Source organism: Agrobacterium tumefaciens (assembly GCF_005221325.1).
In the GTDB taxonomy this organism is placed as follows: Bacteria; Pseudomonadota; Alphaproteobacteria; order Rhizobiales; family Rhizobiaceae; genus Agrobacterium.
The window spans coordinates 1-19,070 of sequence record NZ_CP039888.1 but is presented as its reverse complement, the minus strand read 5'-3'; the positions used below and the strand labels follow the sequence as shown (position 1 = coordinate 19,070).

The window sequence follows — 19,070 nt, the reverse complement described above, 5'->3', positions numbered from 1 at the left end:
AAACCCGGTCAGCCGTTGATGCGTTCGGCCTCGCCGCCATAATAACTGATATAGCGGCCGGCGATGGACGATACCGGCAGGACCACCAGGACGTCGGTGGTGTTGAAAGCATGATCCACGACCGCGCCGGAGCCAAACATGGCGCCGAGACGCATGTAACCCTTGATCAGCGGCGGCATGGCATTCAATGCCTTGCGGGCATTGAGCGCCTCGACCGGTACGAGGTCCATTTCATGATAGAGTTCTGGCAAAGCGACCGCTTCCCACTCTCCCTTTGCAAGGCAATTATGGTGCAGGAAAGACAGAGCCAACGCATGCGCTTCCGGCTGCACGCCGGGGAAGGAAGCACAGCCGATCATGGCGTCCATGCGGTGTTTCACGGCATAGGACCAATTGCCCTGCCACAGAAGCTCGACGGTACGCTTGGTGCGATATTCCGGCAGCACGCAGGAGCGGCCAAGCTCCATAAAACGCTTGCCCGGATGGCGCGCAACGAGCCCGGCGATATCGAACTCGCTGGCGGAATAGAAGCCGTTATTGGCCAGCGCGACTTCCTGACGCAGCAGACGATAGGTGCCGACGATCTGGTCCTCGCTGTCGCCCTCGATCGACTTGTCGAGGACGAGCAGATGATCGCAGACGCTGTCCCAGGCGTCGAAGTCGCGCTTGCGGCGCATCGCTTCGGCAGGAAGATGCGCCTTCATTTCCTCGACAAAGACCCGGTAGCGCACGGATTGCGCAGCATCGATTTCGCGTTCATTTCTGGCAAGCCGTGTTTCCAGCGTGCCGATACGGCCGAAAAGACCCTCATTGTCCTGTGCTGTCTCAGGACGAGGAGTAATGACAACATTGTTTTCACAAATGTCGTGATTGAAGATTTCGGCAACCATGGGGAATCGCTCCGCCACCAAACAATTTTCCTGTCATAAATCACTATTTAACGACAGAATAGTGACAAAATGCCACCAGCGCGAGTCTGTCAATTTATCATGACAACAGCCGTTTCGCCTCCAGCAGGCGGCGAATTTCCTCAACCAGCCTGCGTGGGTCGGCAGGCTTGGCCAAAACAGCGCCTGCACCAGCCTTAAGCAATATCTCGGCGGTTTCGGCACCGGTATCGCCGCTGAGGATGATGACGGGAATATTTCTTTCCTCTTTCAGCTTGCCAAGGAGGTCCGGTAACACATCGAGCCCCTGACCGCCCGGCATATTGAGATCGGAGATGATGAGATTCGGCAGGTGAGGCGCATCCGACGCCACCGATTGCTGCAGGGCCTGAAAATTGTCGACGGCGCGGACGATATAGCCGCTTTTTTCCAGGACAGCGCGGATGATGCGCGCATTGACCGCATCGTCTTCGGCCACGAGTATCTCGATGCCACTCACCCCTTCCACCACCCTTGACGAAAATCCCACATCCGGGTGGTTATCGTTGATCGCGTCGCGCCGCTCTATACCGCGCAGGCGGCCACACAGCACATCGATCAGGGATTTTTCGCGCAGGGGCCGGATCAGCCAGGCGTCGAAGGATGCGTGGGTGGTCGAAGCCCGCTCTTCGGGACTGACGAGCAACGTGCGGCGGATCGTCTGCTGTGGCCAATCCCGCAGGGCATCCCTGAACAGTGCCGAAATACGCAGATCGACGATGATGTCGGTGAGATCGGCGATCCGGCTGACAGGTCCATTCCGCAGCCTGTCCAAATCCTCCGGCTGATGGATGAGAAGACACTTGCCGCCGAAAGCCTCAATGGCCTCCACCGTCACCGCCGCCGCCACACCCTCCGGCGCAATCAGCAGGACATTTGTGTGCTGCAGGCAATGGCTCCGGCCGGGTTCCGGCATCTCGGAGGGGGCCGTGTCCGGGCGGAACACCAGCTTGAAGGTGCTGCCCTCACCCCTGCGGCTCGAAACCGTGAGGTTGCCGCCGAATTCCCGCACGATGCGGGCAGAGATCGCAAGACCAAGACCCGTGCCGGCGCTTCGTTGCGACAGCGGGCCGGCCTGCTCGAATTCCCCGAAGATACGCGCCTGCTCCGCCGCACTCATGCCGGGGCCGGTATCTTCGACGGTGATCTGCAATTCGCCATCAGCCATGCGCGCCCGGATGACGACCCCGCCCACCTGCGTGAATTTCACGGCATTGCCGATGAGATTGAACAGGACCTGGCGCAGCCTTGCCGGATCGAAATCAAGATAATCGGGCACGTCAGGCGTGACGAAGGAGGCGATCTCGATGCCCTTTTCATGGGCGCGATGGGCCAGCATTTCGACGATACTCTCGATCAGCCTCCGCAGGTTTTCCGCACGCGGATTGAGCCTGAAGCGACCGGCCTCCATGGTCGAATAATCCAGGAGATCCTCAACCAGTTGCACCAGCGACTGGCCGGACTGTTTCATGCCGTCGAGATAATTGCGCTGTTCCTGGTTAAGCTTCGTCTGCGACAGAAGGTGGTTCATGCCGAGCATGCCGGAAAGCGGCAGGCGAATTTCATGGCTGACCGTGGCAAGCAGCCGCGCCTTTTCGGCATCGGCCTTTTCGGCGCGCAGGCGGGCATCTTCCCGTTCGGCCAGCGCAAGCCGCTCTTCGGTCACGTCCCTCGCGATGCTGCTGATCATGAGACGGCTGCTTGCGAGATCGCGGGTTACCACATCGTGCCAGGAGAAGATGCGCTGACCAAACGGGGTCGCAATCTCCACGTCATAGGCATGGACCTTGTCTCCCGGCCGAAAAGCAATGCCGATCTCCTCGCAGCTCAACCCTTCAGGCGCCGTGCAGCCGGTCATTTCACGAAAGACGCGGTTCGCCTCAACGATACGCCGGTTCATGTTGCGGATCACGACGATATCGCCCATGGACTCCTGCATTTCGGCAATCAGCGAGCGGTTTTGCGTTTGCCGCAGCCGGACATCCGAATAATCCGCGGGCAGCGCGCCCGGAAGCAGGAAAGATTTGCCGAAGAGCGCATAAGACAGGACGCCGACGAGCACCACGCCAAAAAAACAGGCGAGCGCGGCGGTGACCGCATAGGGCACCGCAAGTGCGATCAGCGCAGCAGTGAAGCCCCCCACCGATAGTGAAGCGGCGACATAAAGCGCAACCGCCCTCACATCGCTGGCATGTTCCTCGTTCGCAAGGCGCACTGTCTTATCGGCAATATCCGCCGCTGGGGCGGCCGGGCCGAGACCATCTGAAACCTTTTGCCGAAGTCGTGCCAGTTCGCTCATACACAACCGCTACCACGGCAGCGGTTTTGATATGTTTGGCTGAAACGCTAAAATTTTACTTTTTGGCCGCCCGGGCGTGCAGAAACTCATCGAGAATGACGCAGGCTGCGCCGATGGTTATGAAACTGTCAGCCAGATTGAACACCGCAAATGACCATGTCTGCGTGTGGAACAGGATATAGTCGATGACGTGACCGTAAAAAAAGCGGTCGAGAAGATTACCGGCCGCTCCCGCGATGATGAAGGCAAACCCGAGATGGGCGAAGGTACGGTCGGCGGCCGTCTTGCGCCAGAGCCAAAGAACGAAGACCACGATGACGAGCCGCATGCTGACGATGAACCAACCGTGCATGTCTTCCAGCATCGAAAAGGCGACACCGAGATTGTAGGTGCGGTAAAGCGCCAGAAACGGCACTACCGGAACCATCTCCTGCAGCGGCAGATAGGCCTCTACCAGCTGCTTGACGATCTGATCCAACACCAGTGCGGCAATGATCAGCGCAAAAGCCGGGCCGAATTTCGAAAACAATGCCGCTTTGGCCATTACGTCACCGGTGCGAGTTCGAGGAGATGTCGCCGTGCTTCGAACAGCATGACGGCGGTTGCAATGGCGAGGTTGAGACTATCGGCACGGCCCTGCTGGGGAATGCGCGCCAGCTGGTCCGCTTTGCCGGCCAGTTCCGGCGGCAGGCCGGATTGCTCGTTGCCCATCAAAATCACGACCGGTTTGCCGGCGTACTCGATCTTCCGATAATCCACGGAACCGGCAAGATGCGTGGCGACGACGCTGACATGAGCCGATTTTTTCCAGGAGAGGAATTCCTCGACCGAGGCACGGGCGACGGGCGTGGCAAAGACCGAGCCCATGGTGGCACGCACCGTTTCCAGCGAGAAGGGATCTGTGCAATCGCCGACCAGAATGACACCCGAAGCGCCTGCCGCATCCGCCGTGCGGATGATGGTGCCGAGATTACCGGGATCGCGCACGCGGTCGAGCGCGATATAGGTCTCGCCCTTTTCCGGCCGGATGTCCTTCAGCGGCTTCCATTTCTGTTCGAAAATGCCGACGACCATCTGCGGATTATCGCGGCGGGTGATCGAGGCAATGACCTTTTCGCTGACTTCGAGCACCAGACCGCCCGATGCAACGGTTTTCACCGCCGCCTGCTCCACCAGCGGCTTGCCCTTGGCGGCCTTGGCGTAAACCAGCGTCTTGATCGTCCAGCCGAGTTCGAGCGCATCGATGACCAGCTTCAGGCCTTCGGCCATGAAGGTGCCGGTCTCTTCCCTGCCCTTTTTCTGGGTGAGCGCCTTGATGTCCTTGATGATGGGATTGGCAAGGCTCGTCACTTCCTTGACCTGGCCAACCCGGCGCGTGGTGTTTTCGCGCATGTCCTTTATCATTTCGGCTCCCAGCGGCTGAACAGCGATGTGGAAAGCACGCGGCCCGGCGTCTTGCCGTCAAGCCCGGCCTCGCGAATGACCAGTTCGCCGGATGCGACGACACCGCCGGCGCCACGCATGGTCTCACGCATCAGCTCATGCATCGAATAGAAGCTGGCCCGGATGGAATAAGCCGTCAGCACCAGACCGAGCGCCTTGGGCGACAGAATTTCCCGGCAGATATCCAGCATCAACGGCAGATGGTCGAACAATTGCCAGATTTCACCATGGGTGCCGCGGCCGAATTTCGGCGGGTCGGTGAGAATGATATCGTAGGTGCTGCCACGGCGTTCTTCCCGCTGGATGAACTTCATGGCGTCTTCGCAAATCCAGCGGATCGGTGCCTGCTCGAGCCCAGCGAGTGTCTGGTTTTCCTTTGCCCAGCCGATCGCCTTCTTGGAGGCGTCGACATGGGTGACTTCAGCGCCCGCAGCTGCCGCGACCAGCGAGGCGACGCCGGTATAACCGAAGAGGTTCAGCACTTTCAGCGGCCGGTCGGCGGTCTCCACGGCATTTTTCAACCATTCCCAATGGACGATCTGCTCCGGAAAGACGCCGACATGCCGGAACGCAGTGAAACGACCGAGAAATTCAACCCCGAGCAGGGAGAGAGGCCAGGTTTCACCAAGCGCTTCCTTCGGAAAACGCCAGCGGCCCATGCCGTCCTCATCCGTATCGCCTGTAAAAATGGCGTCGGCATTCTGCCATACGCGGTCGGGAACCGACGGCTGCCAGAGCGCCTGCGCCTCGGGACGAACGACGCGGTAATCGCCATATTGTTCAAGCTTCAGGCCGTTGCCGCTGTCGATCAGGTGAAAATCGCCCGCGCCGCTCGATTCCAGAATGACCGGAACCTGTTCTGCTGGACGCTCGCCGGTGCGCTGCTTGAGCGGTCGCACGGGTACCTGCTCAAGGATGGGTGCTGCGGCGACCTTTTCCTTCGGCGTGGTGGTTTTCGGCACGCCACGCACCGCATCGGGCTCGCGCTTTTTCGGCGCTGAATCCGGCCGGCGCGCCGGCTTTGCGGCATGGACCTGTTTTTTCTCGCTCCCGGCGCGTGCGCGATTGCCCGGCCGGCTGTCTTTTTTCTTCAATGGAATCTTTCCGCTTCTGCCCGCGTGTTATTGCGCCAGCAAATAGCATTCCACGCGCCGCTCGCCTAGAGCTGGAACGACTGTCGGCACCATCACTTTGCCGGGAGTTGTCCCGCATGCGGCAGCTGCCCGGTGGCGGTGGCCTTGTGGCGGTTCGCCTCATCGTGCCAGCGAACGGCCTCTTTCGCTTCGATACGGGCACGTTTGCGGTGTTTGCCCTGGGCGAACCATGTGGCTGCCGAGCCCATGAGAACGCCAAAAATGACTGCCAGAAACAGGAAAACGAAAAACGGCGCGGTGAAGGCCAGAACGCCATCGTCCGGCCGGAATGGATTGAGCGCCAGCGTCACGGACTGACGGTTGGCCACGCACAGAATGACGAGGATGATCGCCAGCGGAAGCAGGATGATGAGGTTGATGATTTTTTTCGACATCCGACAATACTCCATCGCTGCGGGCGTTCCGCCGGCTCCTTTTCACAGTCGCCGGGCGTCAAGAACGATCAATCGTCCTCTTCGTCGCCCATACCCGGGTTCAGGCGCTCGCGCAGTTCCTTCCCCGTCTTGAAGAAAGGCACCCATTTTTCCTCGACGAAAACCGACTCACCCGTACGCGGGTTCCGGCCCGAGCGGGATGGACGGTTCTTCACCGAAAATGCGCCGAAACCGCGAAGCTCGACGCGATTTCCCGCCGCCAGGGCATCGGTGATTTCATCCAGCACCGCATTGACGATGTTTTCCACGTCGCGGTGATAAAGGTGCGGGTTACGCGCAGCAACGATCTGCACCAGTTCAGACTTGATCACGGTTGCCCCCTGAAAGAATTGGATTTTTAACGCGGCTCAACCTGCCAAACGGAAACAAGACCGTCAAGAAACAACTTGTCCGCACCGAGCTGGCTGGGGCCTGCGAAGGGAATTAAATCGTCATATCCCAGAAACTTCGCTATTTGCGCAACACTGAAAAGCGCAAAAGGCGAACGGGACGACGGCGCGCGCCATTCGACGATCGGCAAATCCTTGGCCACGCCACGGGTTTCAAAATAGGCGCGAACTTCCTTTTCGCCGCCGAGCGTGTCGACCAGCTTGTTGGCAAGCGCCTGACGGCCGGTGAAGATCGACCCATCAGCCAGTTTCAGCACGTCTTCGCGCGGCAATTTACGGCGATCGGCGACAAGATCGACGAACCAGCCGTAGCTGTCCATCACCATGGCACGGATCATCGTCTTTGCCTCTTCAGGCGCCTCGTGGAACGGAGAAGGCTCCGCCTTCATCGGTGACGACTTGATTTCCTGCAGCGAAACGCCGAGCTTGTCCATCAGCTGGCCGATCTGGGGATATTGGAAGATAACGCCGATCGAGCCGGTGATCGAGGTTTCGCCGGCAACGATGACGTCGCCGGCCGATGCGATCATATAACCTGCGGAAGCGGCAAGCGTGCGTACATCCGAGACAACCGGCTTCTTTTCCGCGACGCCTCTGATAGCCTTGAAGATGCGCTCCCCGCCATAGGTGGTGCCACCGGGCGAGGAAATCGACACGATCAGCCCTTTGACATTGTCGCTCTTGGCGATCTTGTCGAGACGCTCCAGAAGTTCGGTATTGTCGGTGATCAGGCCGGAGACCTCGACACGGGCGATGTGGGGTCTCGCGCTTTGCTGCGGGCCTTCCCAGAAAAACCGGTAAAGACCGAAGGCGCCGGCGACGAGAAGGAGAACGGCAGCAATCCGCCAGAAAGTCAGCTTGCGGCGCAAACGCCTGCGGTCAGCTATCGCCTTATTATCCATAGAAACCTCTGTCATCGGCTTTTGCGCTTCAGGCCATATGGTTCTTCTAACGCGAAGCCGCAAGGAAACAATAAGGAAACCAGAATTACGATAAAATTCGCATTTCCCTTGCACCTCTCCAGACAAAAACCATATTGGCAGGACAAAGCACTCGTGCCAAACACATTTAGATAGATACACAAGCTTCGATTGTGCGCCAGAATGGCGCCGGGGAAGCATTCCGGACCCAATCCTATGCTCGAACGACTCCGCGAACCCGCGCCAGCATTTTCGCTGCCCAATAACCAGAACGGCGCCTATGACACCGCGCTGCGGCATTCCGCGCGTGTAAAGCGGCTGAAAATCATTTTGCCGCTTAGTGCGGCCGTCATTTCACTCGCCTTTATTGCCGTTTCGGTCATCCGCACCTGGGCGCCCGAAAAGGTCTCGCTGGAAAGCGCCCGGATAGAAGACGGCAAGATCGTGATGGAAAAACCCGCCGTTGCGGGCCGCAACGAGAAGGGGATCGACTATTCCATGAACGCCGACCGCGCGTTGCAGGATATCACGAACCCCAACCTCATGACGCTCGAAAAGGTGCTGGCCGCTGTGCCTGTCAATGACAGCGTCGCGCAGGTTATCGCCCAGGAGGGCATTTTCGACCGCGCCACCAACACGCTGAAGATGACCGCCCCTTTTGACATCAATCTCAGCAATGGCATACAAGCGAAGTTCCAGTCTGCGGATGTCGATCTGAAGGCCGGAAAAATGAGCAGCAAAGAGCCGGTTTCGATCAAAACAAACGACGGTTCCATTGTTGCGCAATCGATAGACATCGCAGATAATGGCAAAACAATTACATTTTCGGGGCAGGTACGGGCACGTATCGCTGCATCCAATATCAAGAATGAAGGCAAGTGAGAGCCCGGTCCAGATGATGCAAATTTCCCGTCCCGTTTCCCTTGGCAGAACCGCAGGCCTCGCAGCCGCAGGTCTTGTTTTTTCGTGTCTTGCAACTGTGGCTTTCGCCCAGAACACCACCAGCAACATGCAGGGCGTCAAGCTCTCCGGCGACCAGCCGATCGCCATTGAAAGCGATCAGCTGGAGATTCGCGATCAGGAGCGCAAGGCCTATTTCACCGGCAATGTGAAGGTTGTGCAGGGCACGACCACCCTTCAGGCCGGCAAGATGACGGTGAATTACAAGGGCGAAGGCTCTTCGCTCACCAGCGGCGACGCCAATATCGAAAAGATCTTCGTCGATAACAATGTCTATCTGACGTCCGAGACCCAGAAGGCCACGGCCGATCACGGCGAATTCGACATGGCGGCGCAGACGTTCATTCTGACCGGCAAGCAGGTGGTCCTGTCCGAAGGCACCAATGTCTTTACTGGCTGCAAGCTCACCGTTCTCATGAACACGGGGCAGGCAAAGCTCGAAAGCTGCGGCGGCCCGGTTCGGATCATGCTTGATCCGAAATCCCAGAAAAAACAGTAGTCTTTCCTCGTGAAGATACCTTCGATCTCAAAAATTCTCGGTGGCGGACGCAACCGCGGCGCAGACGCCGCCTCACCGGCCGACAAAACCCCTTACCAGGGCACGTTGATCGCGCATGGCCTGACAAAGACCTATAATACCCGTCGCGTCGTCAATGGCGTTTCACTGGTCGTGCGCCGTGGAGAGGCTGTTGGGCTGCTTGGCCCGAACGGCGCCGGCAAGACCACCTGTTTTTATATGATCACGGGCCTGGTGCCGGTCGATAGCGGCAAGATCGCCATTAATGGCAACGATGTGACCGGCATGCCGATGTACAGACGCGCGCGCCTCGGTGTCGGTTATCTGCCGCAGGAAGCCTCGATTTTCCGCGGCCTGACGGTCGAGGAAAACATCCGCGCTGTGCTGGAAGTGCATGAACCGGACGCGGCCAAGCGCAACCACAAGCTCGACGAGCTCCTGGAAGAGTTTCATATTGCGCAACTGCGCAAGTCGCCTGCCGTGGCGCTTTCGGGCGGTGAGCGGCGGCGTCTGGAAATTGCGCGCGCGCTCGCAACCGATCCGACTTTCATGCTGCTGGATGAGCCCTTCGCGGGTGTCGATCCGATTTCGGTCAGCGACATCCAGAATCTTGTCAGGCATCTGACGGCGCGCGGCATCGGCGTTCTCGTAACGGACCACAATGTCCGTGAAACGCTTGGCCTCATCGACCGCGCATACATCATCCATGCCGGAGAAGTGCTGACACACGGGCGTCCTGACGACATCGTCAACAATCCGGACGTACGCCGTCTCTATCTCGGCAATAATTTCAGCCTTTAAACTACAGGGCGCGAAAGATTCTTCATCGCGCCCCGCCCTGACGCTTGACCAAACAAAATAAAAAAGCAATTTTTGGGCCAAGTTTCGTTGCCTGCGCAAAATTTATGAAATTTGTGGCGACGAAGAAGCTGTAAGGGGAGTTTCGCGTCCACCATGGCATTATCTGCCAGCCTTTTGCTGCGTCAAAACCAGTCTCTCGTGATGACACCGCAACTGATGCAGTCCATCCAGCTGCTTCAGATGACGCATTTCGAGCTGACGCAGTTCATCGCGCAGGAGGTGGAGCGCAATCCGCTGCTGGAAATTGCGGCAAACGATGGCGATTTGGGCAGCGATACGCCTGTAGATGTCGATAATTTCGGCGACGGTGAAGTTTCGGATGCGGCCGCCAGCGTGACGCCCGACAGCGATGACTGGTACGGGGAGCGCGCCGCAAATCTTGGCGAGCAGCTGGATACCAGCTTCGAAAACGTATTTCCCGACGATGGCGAACCGAGAAAGGCCGATGCGCCCGAACTCGCGAGCCAGTGGAAATCCATGCCCGGACAGGAGTCCGGAGAAAGCTACGACCTCGACGACTTCGTTGCGGCCCGACAAAGCCTCAGCGACCACCTCAATCAGCAACTGCCGCTCGCCATTTCCGCCTCCGAGGACAGGATGATTGCTGATGCGCTGATCGGCCAGCTCGATGAGACGGGTTATATCGCCGCAGATGCCGTCGATGACGTCGCTGAACGGCTGGGTGCCGCCCCATTGGCGGTCGAGCACGTTCTAAAGACGCTTCAGGGCTTTGATCCGCCCGGCATCTTTTCCCGTTCCTTGAGCGAATGTCTGGCGATCCAGCTCGCGCAGAAGGATCGGCTCGACCCGGCCATGCGGGCTTTTGTCGATAATCTCGAGCTTCTGGCGAAACGCGATTTCGCCTCCTTAAAAAAACTCTGCGGGGTCGATGAAGAAGATCTTCTCGATATGCTGGCGGAAATCCGAACGCTCAATCCGCGTCCCGGCGCAGGTTACGATTCGATGGTTTCGGAGACCATCGTCCCAGATATCATCGTCCGACCCTCCGCCGCCGGCGGCTGGCTGGTGGAGATCAATCCAGACACCCTGCCGCGCGTGCTCATCAACCAGAGCTACTTCGCGGAGGTTTCAAAACACAAGGCGCGCGCAGGAGAGGATCAGGATTTTCTGTCCGAATGCATGCAGACAGCCCATTGGCTGACCCGCAGCCTAGACCAGCGCGCCCGGACGATCATGAAGGTGGCGACAGAAATCGTGCGCCAGCAGGACGCCTTCCTCGTCAACGGCGTCGATCAGCTGCGCCCGCTGAACCTCAAAACGGTGGCCGACGCCATCAAGATGCATGAATCCACCGTCAGCCGGGTGACATCGAAGAAATACATGCTGACGCCGCGCGGGCTGTTCGAACTTAAATATTTCTTCAGCGTGTCCATCAGCGCCGTGGAAGGCGGCGACAGCCATTCGGCGGAAGCGGTGCGTCACCGCATCAAGGCGATGATCGCACAGGAAGCCGCTGAGGCTGTTCTTTCCGACGACGATATCGTCGACAATCTGAAAAAGAGCGGCATCGATATCGCACGCCGCACCGTCGCCAAATATCGCGAGGCGATGAATATCCCCTCCTCCGTACAGAGGCGCCGGGAGAAGAAAGCGATGGCGAAGCTTTCCGCCTTCTGAGCCACGGGGCGATCACGTTTACGGCGCTTTTTTGCCGCACCATTGACTCTTGTCACGGCAGGGGCTAGAAGCCCGCCGCACACGTAAGCAAGGTCATTTGTAACGGAATAATCTCCACCGTCCATGGGCGTAAAATTCGAATGAGGGCTTTTTAAGGTCTTCGAAACGCTTGGATGCGCGCGCGGCTTGACGTAAGCTGGTACTCGCAAATCACTACAAAAAGGAAAATTTCCATGAGTGTGCGTGTATCTGGTAAACATATGGAGATCGGTGAATCTTTCCGTCAGCGGATTGAGGACAATATAGGTCTGGCAGTTACCAAATACTTCGATGGGGGGTATTCAGGCCAGGTGACCGTGGAGAAGTCCGGATCGCGTTTTTCCGCCGATTGCAAGCTGCATCTCGATACGGGCGTTGTATTGCATGCGGCGGGTCAGGCGAATGATCCGCAAGCCAGCTTCGACGCTGCCGCAGAGCGGATCGAGAAGCGCCTGCGTCGTTACAAGCGCAAGCTCAAGGACCACCACAATGGTTCGAATGGCGTGTCGCAGGAAATCGCCTATACGGTGATGGATGCAGTTCCCGATGAGGACCACGAGGTTCCCGAGGATTACGCACCCACCATTGTGGCGGAGAGTTCGAAACAGATTAAGACCATGTCAGTCGCCAGCGCCGTAATGGCGCTCGACATGACCGACGAGCCGGTTCTGCTGTTCCGCAGCCCCGGCAAGGAATATCTCAACATCGTTTACCGACGTCATGACGGCAATATTGGCTGGATCGACGCGGAAACGATCAAGAGCTGAACAGTCTGACAAGACGTGGGAGGCAGAGCGTGAAAGCGCATCTGCCTCCTGCATCGTCTCGATGGCATGAAGGAAAAAGAGAATGGCGTTGGCAGATTTGCTGCAACAAGATGCGATTATTCCCGCCCTCAAGGTGAATTCCAAAAAGCAGTTGCTTCAGGAGCTGGCCGCAAAGGCAGCCAGAATTACCGGAGTCTCGGAACGGGAAGTTTTCGACGTCATCCTCCAGCGTGAGAAACTCGGCTCCACCGGTGTGGGCCATGGCATCGCCATTCCGCATGGCAAGCTCAACAGCATTCATCAGATCACCGGCGTGTTCGCACGTCTTGAAACACCGGTCGATTTCGAAGCCCTGGACGACCAGCCGGTCGATCTGGTTTTCCTGCTGCTAGCGCCCGAGGGCGCCGGCGCGGATCACCTGAAGGCGCTGTCGCGCATTGCGCGCGCGCTGCGCGACGCTGAACTGGTGGCCAAGCTGCGCGCCACCGATTCCGACACGGCAATCTACGCCTTCCTCAATCAGGAGCAGGCGACTGCGGCTTGATCGCAGGCCGATCCTATTCAGTTTAGCGGCAATAAAAAACGCGCCCTGAAGGCGCGTTTTTTATGACGTAAGGATAGATGCCTCACGCGTCCTTTTCATTGAGAGACGACGTGCCCGGCTCGGCCGAGGCAGCGGTCTCCGCTTTCGGGCCGCCCTTGGCGACACCCACCATGGCGGGACGCAGCACGCGGTCGCCGATGGTGAAGCCGGCCTGAATCACCTGCAGCACGGTATTGTTGGGAACCGCGGTGTTCGGAATTTCGAACATGGCCTGGTGGAAATTCGGGTCAAATTTCTGGCCCTCGGCGTCGATCTTCTTCACACCATGGCGTTCCAGCGTCGACAGCATCGAGCGCTCGGTCATCTCGACACCTTCGATCAGGCCGTTGAGACCGGCTTCACCATTGGTCTTGAGTTCATCCGGAATGGCTTCCAGCGCACGGCGAAGATTATCGGAAACGGCGAGCATGTCGCGTGCAAAACCAGCCAGCGAATAGGCCTTGGCATCCCTCACGTCACGCTCGGTGCGGCGGCGAAGATTGTCCATTTCGGCGGCAAGACGCAGGAACTTGTCGCGCAGATCGGCATTTTCAGCCTTAAGCAGTTCCACCGGATCGGCTTCGGCAGCATCAGCGAACTCTTCCCCGGTAAGCGCGGGTTCGACAAGCTCTTCGGCGACGTCCGCGTCAGGTCCGGGCTTTTTTGTATCGTCGGTCATGACGTTCTCCAGATTTGAATGTTGTTGGTTGCGCCCGATATCGAGCTTTGACGGGCAAAAATCAAGGCTTGCGGCGAAAAGCTTGCCGCATTCTCTGACCTTGCTGACGTGTCCTACCTCTGCTTACGGGAAAGGCGCGCCATGATCTGCGCGGTGTAATCCACCATCGGCACGATACGGGCATAGTTCAGCCTGGTGGGCCCGATAACGCCGACCGCACCCACGACACGATTATCCTCATCGCGATAGGGTGCCACGATGAGAGAGGAACCGGAGAGCGAAAAAAGCTTGTTTTCCGAACCGATGAAAATCCTGACCCCCGAACCGGTTTCGGCCAGATTGAGTATCTCGATCAGATTTTCCTTGCGCTCGAGATCGTCGAACAGCATGCGTACCCGATCGATATCTTCCTCACCAGCGAGGCCCTCAAGCAGGTTGGAACGGCCGCGAACGATGAGCCGACCGAGCTTGCCCTCCTCATTGTCGCCCGCCCATACCGCGAGACCACGCTCCACGAGATCCTGCGCCAGCATGCCGAGTTCCGATTGCAGCTCAGTCCGCTGGGTCTGGAACTGGCCGCGCAGCTCCTGCAGCGTGTGGCCGGACAGGTGGGCATTGATGAAATTCGCCGCCTCGGTCAATTGCGAGGAGGAAATGCCTGAAGGCAATTCGATAATGCGGTTTTCGACCTGATTGTGATCGCCAACCAGCACGGCAAGCGCCTTGGTAGGCTCAAGCCTGATGAATTCGACATGCTTGAGGATGACATCATTCTTGGCCGTCAGCACGAGGCCAGCCCCACGCGACATGCCTGACAGCATGCGGCTCGCTTCCGTCAACAAGCCTTCCAGCGACTGTTCGTGGCCGGCAACCGGCCCGATCTGACGGTCGATAGTCGCCCTTTCCTCCGCCGGCAGATCGCCCACCTGCATGAAGGCGTCGACGAAGAAGCGCAGCCCCGTCTGGGTGGGCAAGCGCCCAGCGCTGATATGCGGCGAATAGATGAGACCGAGCTCCTCGAGATCGCTCATAACATTGCGGACGGAGGCGGGGGAAAGCGACATCGGCAGAAGCCGCGACAGGCTGCGCGATCCGAGCGGCTCGCCCGTATCGAGATAACCTTCGACGATGCGCCGGAAAATTTCCCGCGACCGTTCATCCAGCAGCGATGCCTGATCTCTTGAAAGCGGTGCTGAAAAACCCATCTCGTCCGTTCTTTATCGTCCAAATCTACTCTGCGCCAATATAATGCGTGATGCGGCCACGGCAAAATGGAAATTGGCTTTGCAAAAGCCCGGAGCGCACCTTAGAAGGCAGGAACCAACATGGAGAGTGGATCATATGCGGCCTTCAGGCAGAAAAACCGACCAGATGCGCAAGGTTTCTTTCGAGCGCAATTTCTCGAAACATGCCGAAGGCTCCTGTCTCGTGAAATTCGGTGACACGCATGTGCTCGTCACCGCCAGCCTTGAGGAAAAGACGCCGCCGTGGCTGCGCAACAGCGGTAAGGGCTGGGTGACTGCCGAATACGGCATGCTGCCGCGCTCCACGAATGAGCGCATGAAACGCGAAGCCGCCGCCGGCAAGCAGGGTGGCCGCACGCAGGAAATCCAGCGCCTCATCGGCCGCTCGCTGCGCGCCGTTGTTGATTTGCAGGCACTCGGCGAACGCCAGATCAGCATCGACTGCGATGTCATCCAGGCCGATGGCGGCACACGCACCGCCTCCATCACCGGCGCATGGATTGCCCTGCATGACTGCCTGAAATGGATGGAAACCCGCAACATGATCAAGGTCGAGAAGGTTCTGAAGGACCATATCGCCGCGATCTCCTGCGGCATCTTCGCCAAGCAGCCGGTAATCGATCTCGATTATCTCGAGGATTCCTCCGCCGAGACCGACGCGAATTTCGTCATCACCGGCTCCGGCGGCATCGTCGAGGTTCAGGGAACAGCGGAAGGCGCGCCCTTCTCCGAGGAAGAATTCCTGACGTTGCTCGGCCTTGCCAAGGCGGGCTGCGGCGAACTGGTCGCCCTTCAGAAACAGGCGATCGCCTGAGCCTACAGGAAAGTACCATGCGCAAGCTCGATACCAGAACGATCGTCGTCGCCAGCCACAACAAGGGCAAGATCGCCGAAATCGCCGATCTGATCGGGCCTTTCGGTTTCTCCGCCAAATCGGCGGCGGAGCTGAACTTCTCGGAGCCGGATGAGACGGGCACCACCTTCGAGGAAAATGCCGCCATCAAGGCGCTCGCCTCCGCGAAGGCGTCCGGCCTGCCGGCTTTGTCCGACGATTCCGGTCTGGTAATCGACGCGCTTGACGGTGCGCCTGGTGTCTACACCGCCAATTGGGCGGAGACGGCCGACGGTACGCGTGATTTCGCCATGGCGATGCAGAAGGTCGAGGATGCGCTGGACGAGCGTGGCGCATCGAAGCCCGAAGATCGCACCGGCCGCTTCGTCAGCGTGCTGTGCCTGGCCTGGCCGGACGGGCATGTCGAATATTTCCGTGGCGAGGTGGAAGGCACCGTGGTGTGGCCGCCGCGCGGAGCAAGCGGTTTCGGTTATGATCCGATCTTTAAACCCGAGGGATATGACACCACATTCGGCGAAATGAGCGCGGATCAAAAACACGGCTGGAAACATGGCGACGCTTTCGCACTTTCTCACCGCGCCCGCGCGTTTAAAAAATTCGTAGAAACCTGCCTGGAGGCATGAACCCGATGGTCGGGGAGCACCAACTTTCTGCCCCCGGCGCATCGCTTCTGCCGGATACGGGCGATCCCGGTTTCGGGATCTATCTGCACTGGCCCTTCTGCGCGGCCAAATGCCCCTATTGCGATTTCAACAGCCATGTCCGCCACCGGCCGGTGGATCAGGAACGGTTTACCGCGGCCTTTCTCCGTGAAATGGAACATATGCGGACGCTCAGCGGCCCGCGCGTCGTGACCAGCATCTTCATGGGCGGTGGTACGCCGTCGCTGATGGACCCGCAGACGGTTGGGGCGCTGCTGGATGGCATCTCGCGCTTCTGGCATGTGCCTGATGGTATCGAGATCACCATGGAAGCCAATCCTTCCAGCGTCGAGGCGGAACGGTTTCGCGGTTACCGGGCAGCAGGCGTCAATCGTGTTTCGCTCGGCGTGCAGGCGTTGAACGACCGGGACCTGAAATTCCTCGGCCGCCTGCATGATGTTGCCGACGCCTTGAAAGCCATCCGGCTGGCGCGGGAGATTTTCCCGCGCATGTCCTTCGATCTCATCTATGCCCGCCCGAACCAGACGGTGGCCGAATGGGACGCCGAACTAAAGGAAGCCGTCTCCTATGCCGTCGACCATCTGTCGCTCTACCAGCTGACAATCGAGGAAGGCACGCCCTTTTATGGCCTGCATAAGGCTGGCAAGCTTATCGTGCCGGATGGCGAACATTCGGCCGTGCTTTATGAAGCGACGCAGGAAATCACCGAGCGTTACGGCATGCCCGCCTATGAGGTTTCCAATCATGCACGGCCCGGCGCTGAAAGTCGCCATAACCTCACCTACTGGCGGTATGGGGACTACGCCGGGATTGGCCCCGGCGCGCATGGACGCCTGACGCGCGGCGCTTCCAAACTTGCCACCGCCACCCAGCGGCACCCCGAGACCTGGCTCGAAAACGTCGAACGGGAAGGCCATGGCATGGTCGATCAGGAAATGCTTGGCGTCGATGAACAGGCTGATGAATTGCTGCTGATGGGCCTTCGCCTGCGCGAAGGCATCGACCTCGCCCGCTGGAGCGATCTTTCCGGCCGTGATCTCGACCCGGAAAAGGAGGAATTTCTTCTCCAGCACGGTTTCGTGGAAAGGCTCGGCAATTCCCGCCTGCGCTGCACGCCTTCGGGCATGCTTATTCTGGATGCCGTGGTGGCCGATCTCGCCTGCTGACGCCAGCGCCACCCGTGCTTGAACCCAATAAACGAGAATCCAATAAAAAAGCGGCCCGAAGGCCGCTTCTTTTTATGCGTTGTTTTCGTTGATCAGGCGTTTCAGCAGCTCAACCTCGTGGCCGAGCTTTGTATCGCCGGAAATCAGTTCCTCGATCTTGCGCACCGCATGCAGAACCGTGGTGTGGTCGCGACCGCCGAAACGGCGACCAATCTCCGGGAAGGAACGCGGCGTCAGCATCTTGGCCAGATACATGGCGATCTGGCGCGGCTTGACGATGACGCGGGTGCGGCGGTTGGACACCAGCTCCTGCCGCGACACATTATAGTGTCTGGCAACGATGCGCTGAATATCCTCGATACGCACGCGCTTGGCCTCACCGGTTCCGACGAGATGCGACAGCAGCTCATCGACACGATCCACCGAGAGGTTCGGCTCAAAAGAGCGCCGGAACATCAGCTGGTTGAAGGCGCCTTCAAGTTCGCGACCGCTCGCCGTCACGCTCTTGGCCACATGGGTCAGGATTTCGTCCGAAATCTCGAACGACGGATCGTCCTGCCGTGCCGAGCCCATGCGACGGTTGAGCATTTCGTAGCGCATGTCGTAGTCGGGACCCTCGATCTCGATCGCCATGCCGCCCTGAAGACGGGAACGAACGCGCGGATCGAGCGATTCCAGCTCCCAGGGCGCACGGTCTGCCGCCACCACGACCTGCTTGGCGCTGTCGAGCAGCATATTCAGCAGGTGGCAGAATTCATGCTGGATCATCTTGCCCTGCAGGAACTGCATGTCATCGATAACGAGCAGGTCGATATTGCGCAGCGTATCCTTCAGCGTCAGTGCGTCATTGTCGCGGATCGCAGTCGCAAAACGCCACATGAAATATTCGGCCGTCAGATAGACCACGCGCGGATTGCGCGGGCTGTCGATCGCCGCATTGGCAATGGCTTGCAGAAGATGTGTCTTGCCAAGGCCGACACCCGCATGAATGAACAGCGGGTTGAAGCGCACGGCGCCTGCACCGGCTTCCGCGATCGTCTTTGCGGCCGCAAGTGCGACACGGTTGGACGAGCCTTCGACAAAGGTATCGAAGGTGAAGCGCGTATCAAGCGGTGAGCCGAATAGCGGCCCGGAACCACCCTGACGCAGGGTCGCCTGCGCCGCCGCAGGCTGTGTGGCAGGCGCTGTCGCGGGCTGCGACGGAATGAAGGACTTGTTACGCGGAGCCGCACCGACCTCCTGAGCGGGCTGTGCCCGTTCTTCAGCCTGCGCCGGGCGAACCGGACGGCTGGCCGAGCGAACAAGAATCTCCACCTTCAGTACATCCGGATCCTCGCTCTGGACGAGGCTGGTGATCAGATCCATGTAACGGTTGTTGATCCAGGACTTCAGAAAGGTCGTCGGAACGGTAAAGCGGACGACGCTTTTCGAAACGGTATGGAGTTTGAGCCGTGCGAACCAGCTTGCATAGACCTCGGGACCAACCTGTGCCTTGAGCCGCGCGCTAAAACGTTCAAACAGCGCATCGTGCATCAT

At 58.9% G+C, this 19,070-nt stretch carries 20 protein-coding genes; 9 read left to right on the top strand and 11 right to left on the bottom strand.

Annotated features, from left to right (window positions below; translation table 11 throughout):
- Positions 1-8: 8 nt before the first annotated feature.
- From CFBP5499_RS00100 to sppA, 8 genes are all read right to left on the bottom strand, one after another.
- Entirely contained in the window at positions 9-890 is an 882-nt protein-coding gene (locus CFBP5499_RS00100; protein ID WP_080826732.1) for a GNAT family N-acetyltransferase, read from the bottom strand.
- Between the two features lie 97 nt (positions 891-987).
- Complete coding sequence (locus CFBP5499_RS00095) at positions 988-3,225, bottom strand: hybrid sensor histidine kinase/response regulator (protein ID WP_080826733.1); 2,238 nt, start codon at positions 3,223-3,225, stop codon at positions 988-990.
- A gap of 55 nt (positions 3,226-3,280) precedes the next feature.
- A complete protein-coding gene (gene lspA / locus CFBP5499_RS00090; RefSeq protein ID WP_080826734.1) occupies positions 3,281-3,769 on the bottom strand; it encodes a signal peptidase II in 489 nt (162 codons plus the stop codon).
- The gene (locus CFBP5499_RS00085; protein WP_080826735.1) at positions 3,769-4,629 is read right to left on the bottom strand and encodes a TrmH family RNA methyltransferase; all 861 of its coding nucleotides are present in this window, start codon (positions 4,627-4,629) and stop codon (positions 3,769-3,771) included. The genes lspA and CFBP5499_RS00085 overlap by 1 nt, the downstream gene beginning before the upstream one ends.
- Positions 4,626-5,762, bottom strand: a complete 1,137-nt coding sequence (locus CFBP5499_RS00080; protein ID WP_130932490.1) for a class I SAM-dependent methyltransferase — start codon at positions 5,760-5,762, stop codon at positions 4,626-4,628. The genes CFBP5499_RS00085 and CFBP5499_RS00080 overlap by 4 nt, the downstream gene beginning before the upstream one ends.
- 92 nt (positions 5,763-5,854) lie before the next feature.
- Positions 5,855-6,196 carry a LapA family protein gene (locus CFBP5499_RS00075; RefSeq protein WP_175416561.1) on the bottom strand — a complete coding sequence of 114 codons (342 nt, stop codon included), beginning with the start codon at positions 6,194-6,196 and terminating at the stop codon, positions 5,855-5,857.
- Between the two features lie 68 nt (positions 6,197-6,264).
- Positions 6,265-6,567, bottom strand: a complete 303-nt coding sequence (locus CFBP5499_RS00070) for an integration host factor subunit beta (protein WP_003493505.1) — start codon at positions 6,565-6,567, stop codon at positions 6,265-6,267.
- 26 nt (positions 6,568-6,593) lie between these two features.
- Positions 6,594-7,547 (bottom strand): signal peptide peptidase SppA, encoded by a 954-nt coding sequence (gene sppA, locus CFBP5499_RS00065; RefSeq protein ID WP_080826737.1) that lies wholly within the window; start codon positions 7,545-7,547, stop codon positions 6,594-6,596.
- A gap of 234 nt (positions 7,548-7,781) precedes the next feature.
- Here sppA and lptC point away from each other — a divergent pair, with 234 nt between their 5' ends.
- The 6 genes from lptC (at position 7,782) to ptsN (ending at position 12,891) form a co-directional block, all read left to right on the top strand.
- Positions 7,782-8,447: an LPS export ABC transporter periplasmic protein LptC gene (lptC, locus tag CFBP5499_RS00060; RefSeq protein WP_080826738.1), complete on the top strand. Its 666-nt coding sequence runs from the start codon at positions 7,782-7,784 to the stop codon at positions 8,445-8,447.
- 13 nt (positions 8,448-8,460) lie between these two features.
- Positions 8,461-9,024: an LptA/OstA family protein gene (locus CFBP5499_RS00055; protein ID WP_080826739.1), complete on the top strand. Its 564-nt coding sequence runs from the start codon at positions 8,461-8,463 to the stop codon at positions 9,022-9,024.
- Positions 9,025-9,033: 9 nt separating this feature from the next.
- Complete coding sequence (gene lptB, locus CFBP5499_RS00050; protein WP_080826740.1) at positions 9,034-9,843, top strand: LPS export ABC transporter ATP-binding protein; 810 nt, start codon at positions 9,034-9,036, stop codon at positions 9,841-9,843.
- A gap of 153 nt (positions 9,844-9,996) precedes the next feature.
- On the top strand, positions 9,997-11,541 hold the full coding sequence (gene rpoN / locus CFBP5499_RS00045; RefSeq protein ID WP_080826741.1) for an RNA polymerase factor sigma-54: 1,545 nt from the start codon (positions 9,997-9,999) through the stop codon (positions 11,539-11,541).
- Between the two features lie 233 nt (positions 11,542-11,774).
- Positions 11,775-12,347 (top strand): ribosome hibernation-promoting factor, HPF/YfiA family, encoded by a 573-nt coding sequence (hpf, locus tag CFBP5499_RS00040; protein ID WP_080826742.1) that lies wholly within the window; start codon positions 11,775-11,777, stop codon positions 12,345-12,347.
- Positions 12,348-12,429: 82 nt separating this feature from the next.
- Positions 12,430-12,891, top strand: a complete 462-nt coding sequence (gene ptsN / locus CFBP5499_RS00035; RefSeq protein ID WP_080826743.1) for a PTS IIA-like nitrogen regulatory protein PtsN — start codon at positions 12,430-12,432, stop codon at positions 12,889-12,891.
- Between the two features lie 82 nt (positions 12,892-12,973).
- Here ptsN and grpE read toward each other — a convergent pair whose 3' ends face one another.
- Positions 12,974-13,609, bottom strand: a complete 636-nt coding sequence (gene grpE / locus CFBP5499_RS00030) for a nucleotide exchange factor GrpE (RefSeq protein WP_080826744.1) — start codon at positions 13,607-13,609, stop codon at positions 12,974-12,976.
- Between the two features lie 113 nt (positions 13,610-13,722).
- On the bottom strand, positions 13,723-14,814 hold the full coding sequence (gene hrcA, locus CFBP5499_RS00025; protein WP_080826745.1) for a heat-inducible transcriptional repressor HrcA: 1,092 nt from the start codon (positions 14,812-14,814) through the stop codon (positions 13,723-13,725).
- 136 nt (positions 14,815-14,950) lie between these two features.
- Here hrcA and rph point away from each other — a divergent pair, with 136 nt between their 5' ends.
- The 3 genes from rph to hemW are packed head-to-tail and all read left to right on the top strand — an operon-like array spanning position 14,951 to position 17,534.
- The gene (gene rph / locus CFBP5499_RS00020) at positions 14,951-15,667 is read left to right on the top strand and encodes a ribonuclease PH (protein WP_080826746.1); all 717 of its coding nucleotides are present in this window, start codon (positions 14,951-14,953) and stop codon (positions 15,665-15,667) included.
- Between the two features lie 17 nt (positions 15,668-15,684).
- Positions 15,685-16,329, top strand: coding sequence for an RdgB/HAM1 family non-canonical purine NTP pyrophosphatase (rdgB, locus tag CFBP5499_RS00015; protein ID WP_080826747.1), 645 nt, complete (start codon positions 15,685-15,687; stop codon positions 16,327-16,329).
- A gap of 5 nt (positions 16,330-16,334) precedes the next feature.
- Positions 16,335-17,534 (top strand): radical SAM family heme chaperone HemW, encoded by a 1,200-nt coding sequence (gene hemW / locus CFBP5499_RS00010; RefSeq protein WP_080827508.1) that lies wholly within the window; start codon positions 16,335-16,337, stop codon positions 17,532-17,534.
- A gap of 72 nt (positions 17,535-17,606) precedes the next feature.
- Here hemW and dnaA read toward each other — a convergent pair whose 3' ends face one another.
- Positions 17,607-19,070, bottom strand: a complete 1,464-nt coding sequence (dnaA, locus tag CFBP5499_RS00005) for a chromosomal replication initiator protein DnaA (RefSeq protein ID WP_137066206.1) — start codon at positions 19,068-19,070, stop codon at positions 17,607-17,609.

Excerpts from the sequence above, each read along its gene's own strand:
- CFBP5499_RS00100 (WP_080826732.1), bottom strand. The coding sequence starts at position 890 with ATGGTTGCCGAAATCTTCAATCACGACATTTGTGAAAACAATGTTGTC.
- CFBP5499_RS00095 (WP_080826733.1), bottom strand. The coding sequence starts at position 3,225 with ATGAGCGAACTGGCACGACTTCGGCAAAAGGTTTCAGATGGTCTCGGC.
- lspA (WP_080826734.1), bottom strand. The coding sequence starts at position 3,769 with ATGGCCAAAGCGGCATTGTTTTCGAAATTCGGCCCGGCTTTTGCGCTG.
- CFBP5499_RS00085 (WP_080826735.1), bottom strand. The coding sequence starts at position 4,629 with ATGATAAAGGACATGCGCGAAAACACCACGCGCCGGGTTGGCCAGGTC.
- CFBP5499_RS00075 (WP_175416561.1), bottom strand. The coding sequence starts at position 6,196 with ATGTCGAAAAAAATCATCAACCTCATCATCCTGCTTCCGCTGGCGATC.
- sppA (WP_080826737.1), bottom strand. The coding sequence starts at position 7,547 with ATGGATAATAAGGCGATAGCTGACCGCAGGCGTTTGCGCCGCAAGCTG.
- lptC (WP_080826738.1), top strand. The coding sequence starts at position 7,782 with ATGCTCGAACGACTCCGCGAACCCGCGCCAGCATTTTCGCTGCCCAAT.
- CFBP5499_RS00055 (WP_080826739.1), top strand. The coding sequence starts at position 8,461 with ATGATGCAAATTTCCCGTCCCGTTTCCCTTGGCAGAACCGCAGGCCTC.
- rpoN (WP_080826741.1), top strand. The coding sequence starts at position 9,997 with ATGGCATTATCTGCCAGCCTTTTGCTGCGTCAAAACCAGTCTCTCGTG.
- hpf (WP_080826742.1), top strand. The coding sequence starts at position 11,775 with ATGAGTGTGCGTGTATCTGGTAAACATATGGAGATCGGTGAATCTTTC.
- ptsN (WP_080826743.1), top strand. The coding sequence starts at position 12,430 with ATGGCGTTGGCAGATTTGCTGCAACAAGATGCGATTATTCCCGCCCTC.
- grpE (WP_080826744.1), bottom strand. The coding sequence starts at position 13,609 with ATGACCGACGATACAAAAAAGCCCGGACCTGACGCGGACGTCGCCGAA.
- hrcA (WP_080826745.1), bottom strand. The coding sequence starts at position 14,814 with ATGGGTTTTTCAGCACCGCTTTCAAGAGATCAGGCATCGCTGCTGGAT.
- rph (WP_080826746.1), top strand. The coding sequence starts at position 14,951 with ATGCGGCCTTCAGGCAGAAAAACCGACCAGATGCGCAAGGTTTCTTTC.
- rdgB (WP_080826747.1), top strand. The coding sequence starts at position 15,685 with ATGCGCAAGCTCGATACCAGAACGATCGTCGTCGCCAGCCACAACAAG.
- hemW (WP_080827508.1), top strand. The coding sequence starts at position 16,335 with ATGGTCGGGGAGCACCAACTTTCTGCCCCCGGCGCATCGCTTCTGCCG.
- dnaA (WP_137066206.1), bottom strand. The coding sequence starts at position 19,070 with ATGATGCACGATGCGCTGTTTGAACGTTTTAGCGCGCGGCTCAAGGCA.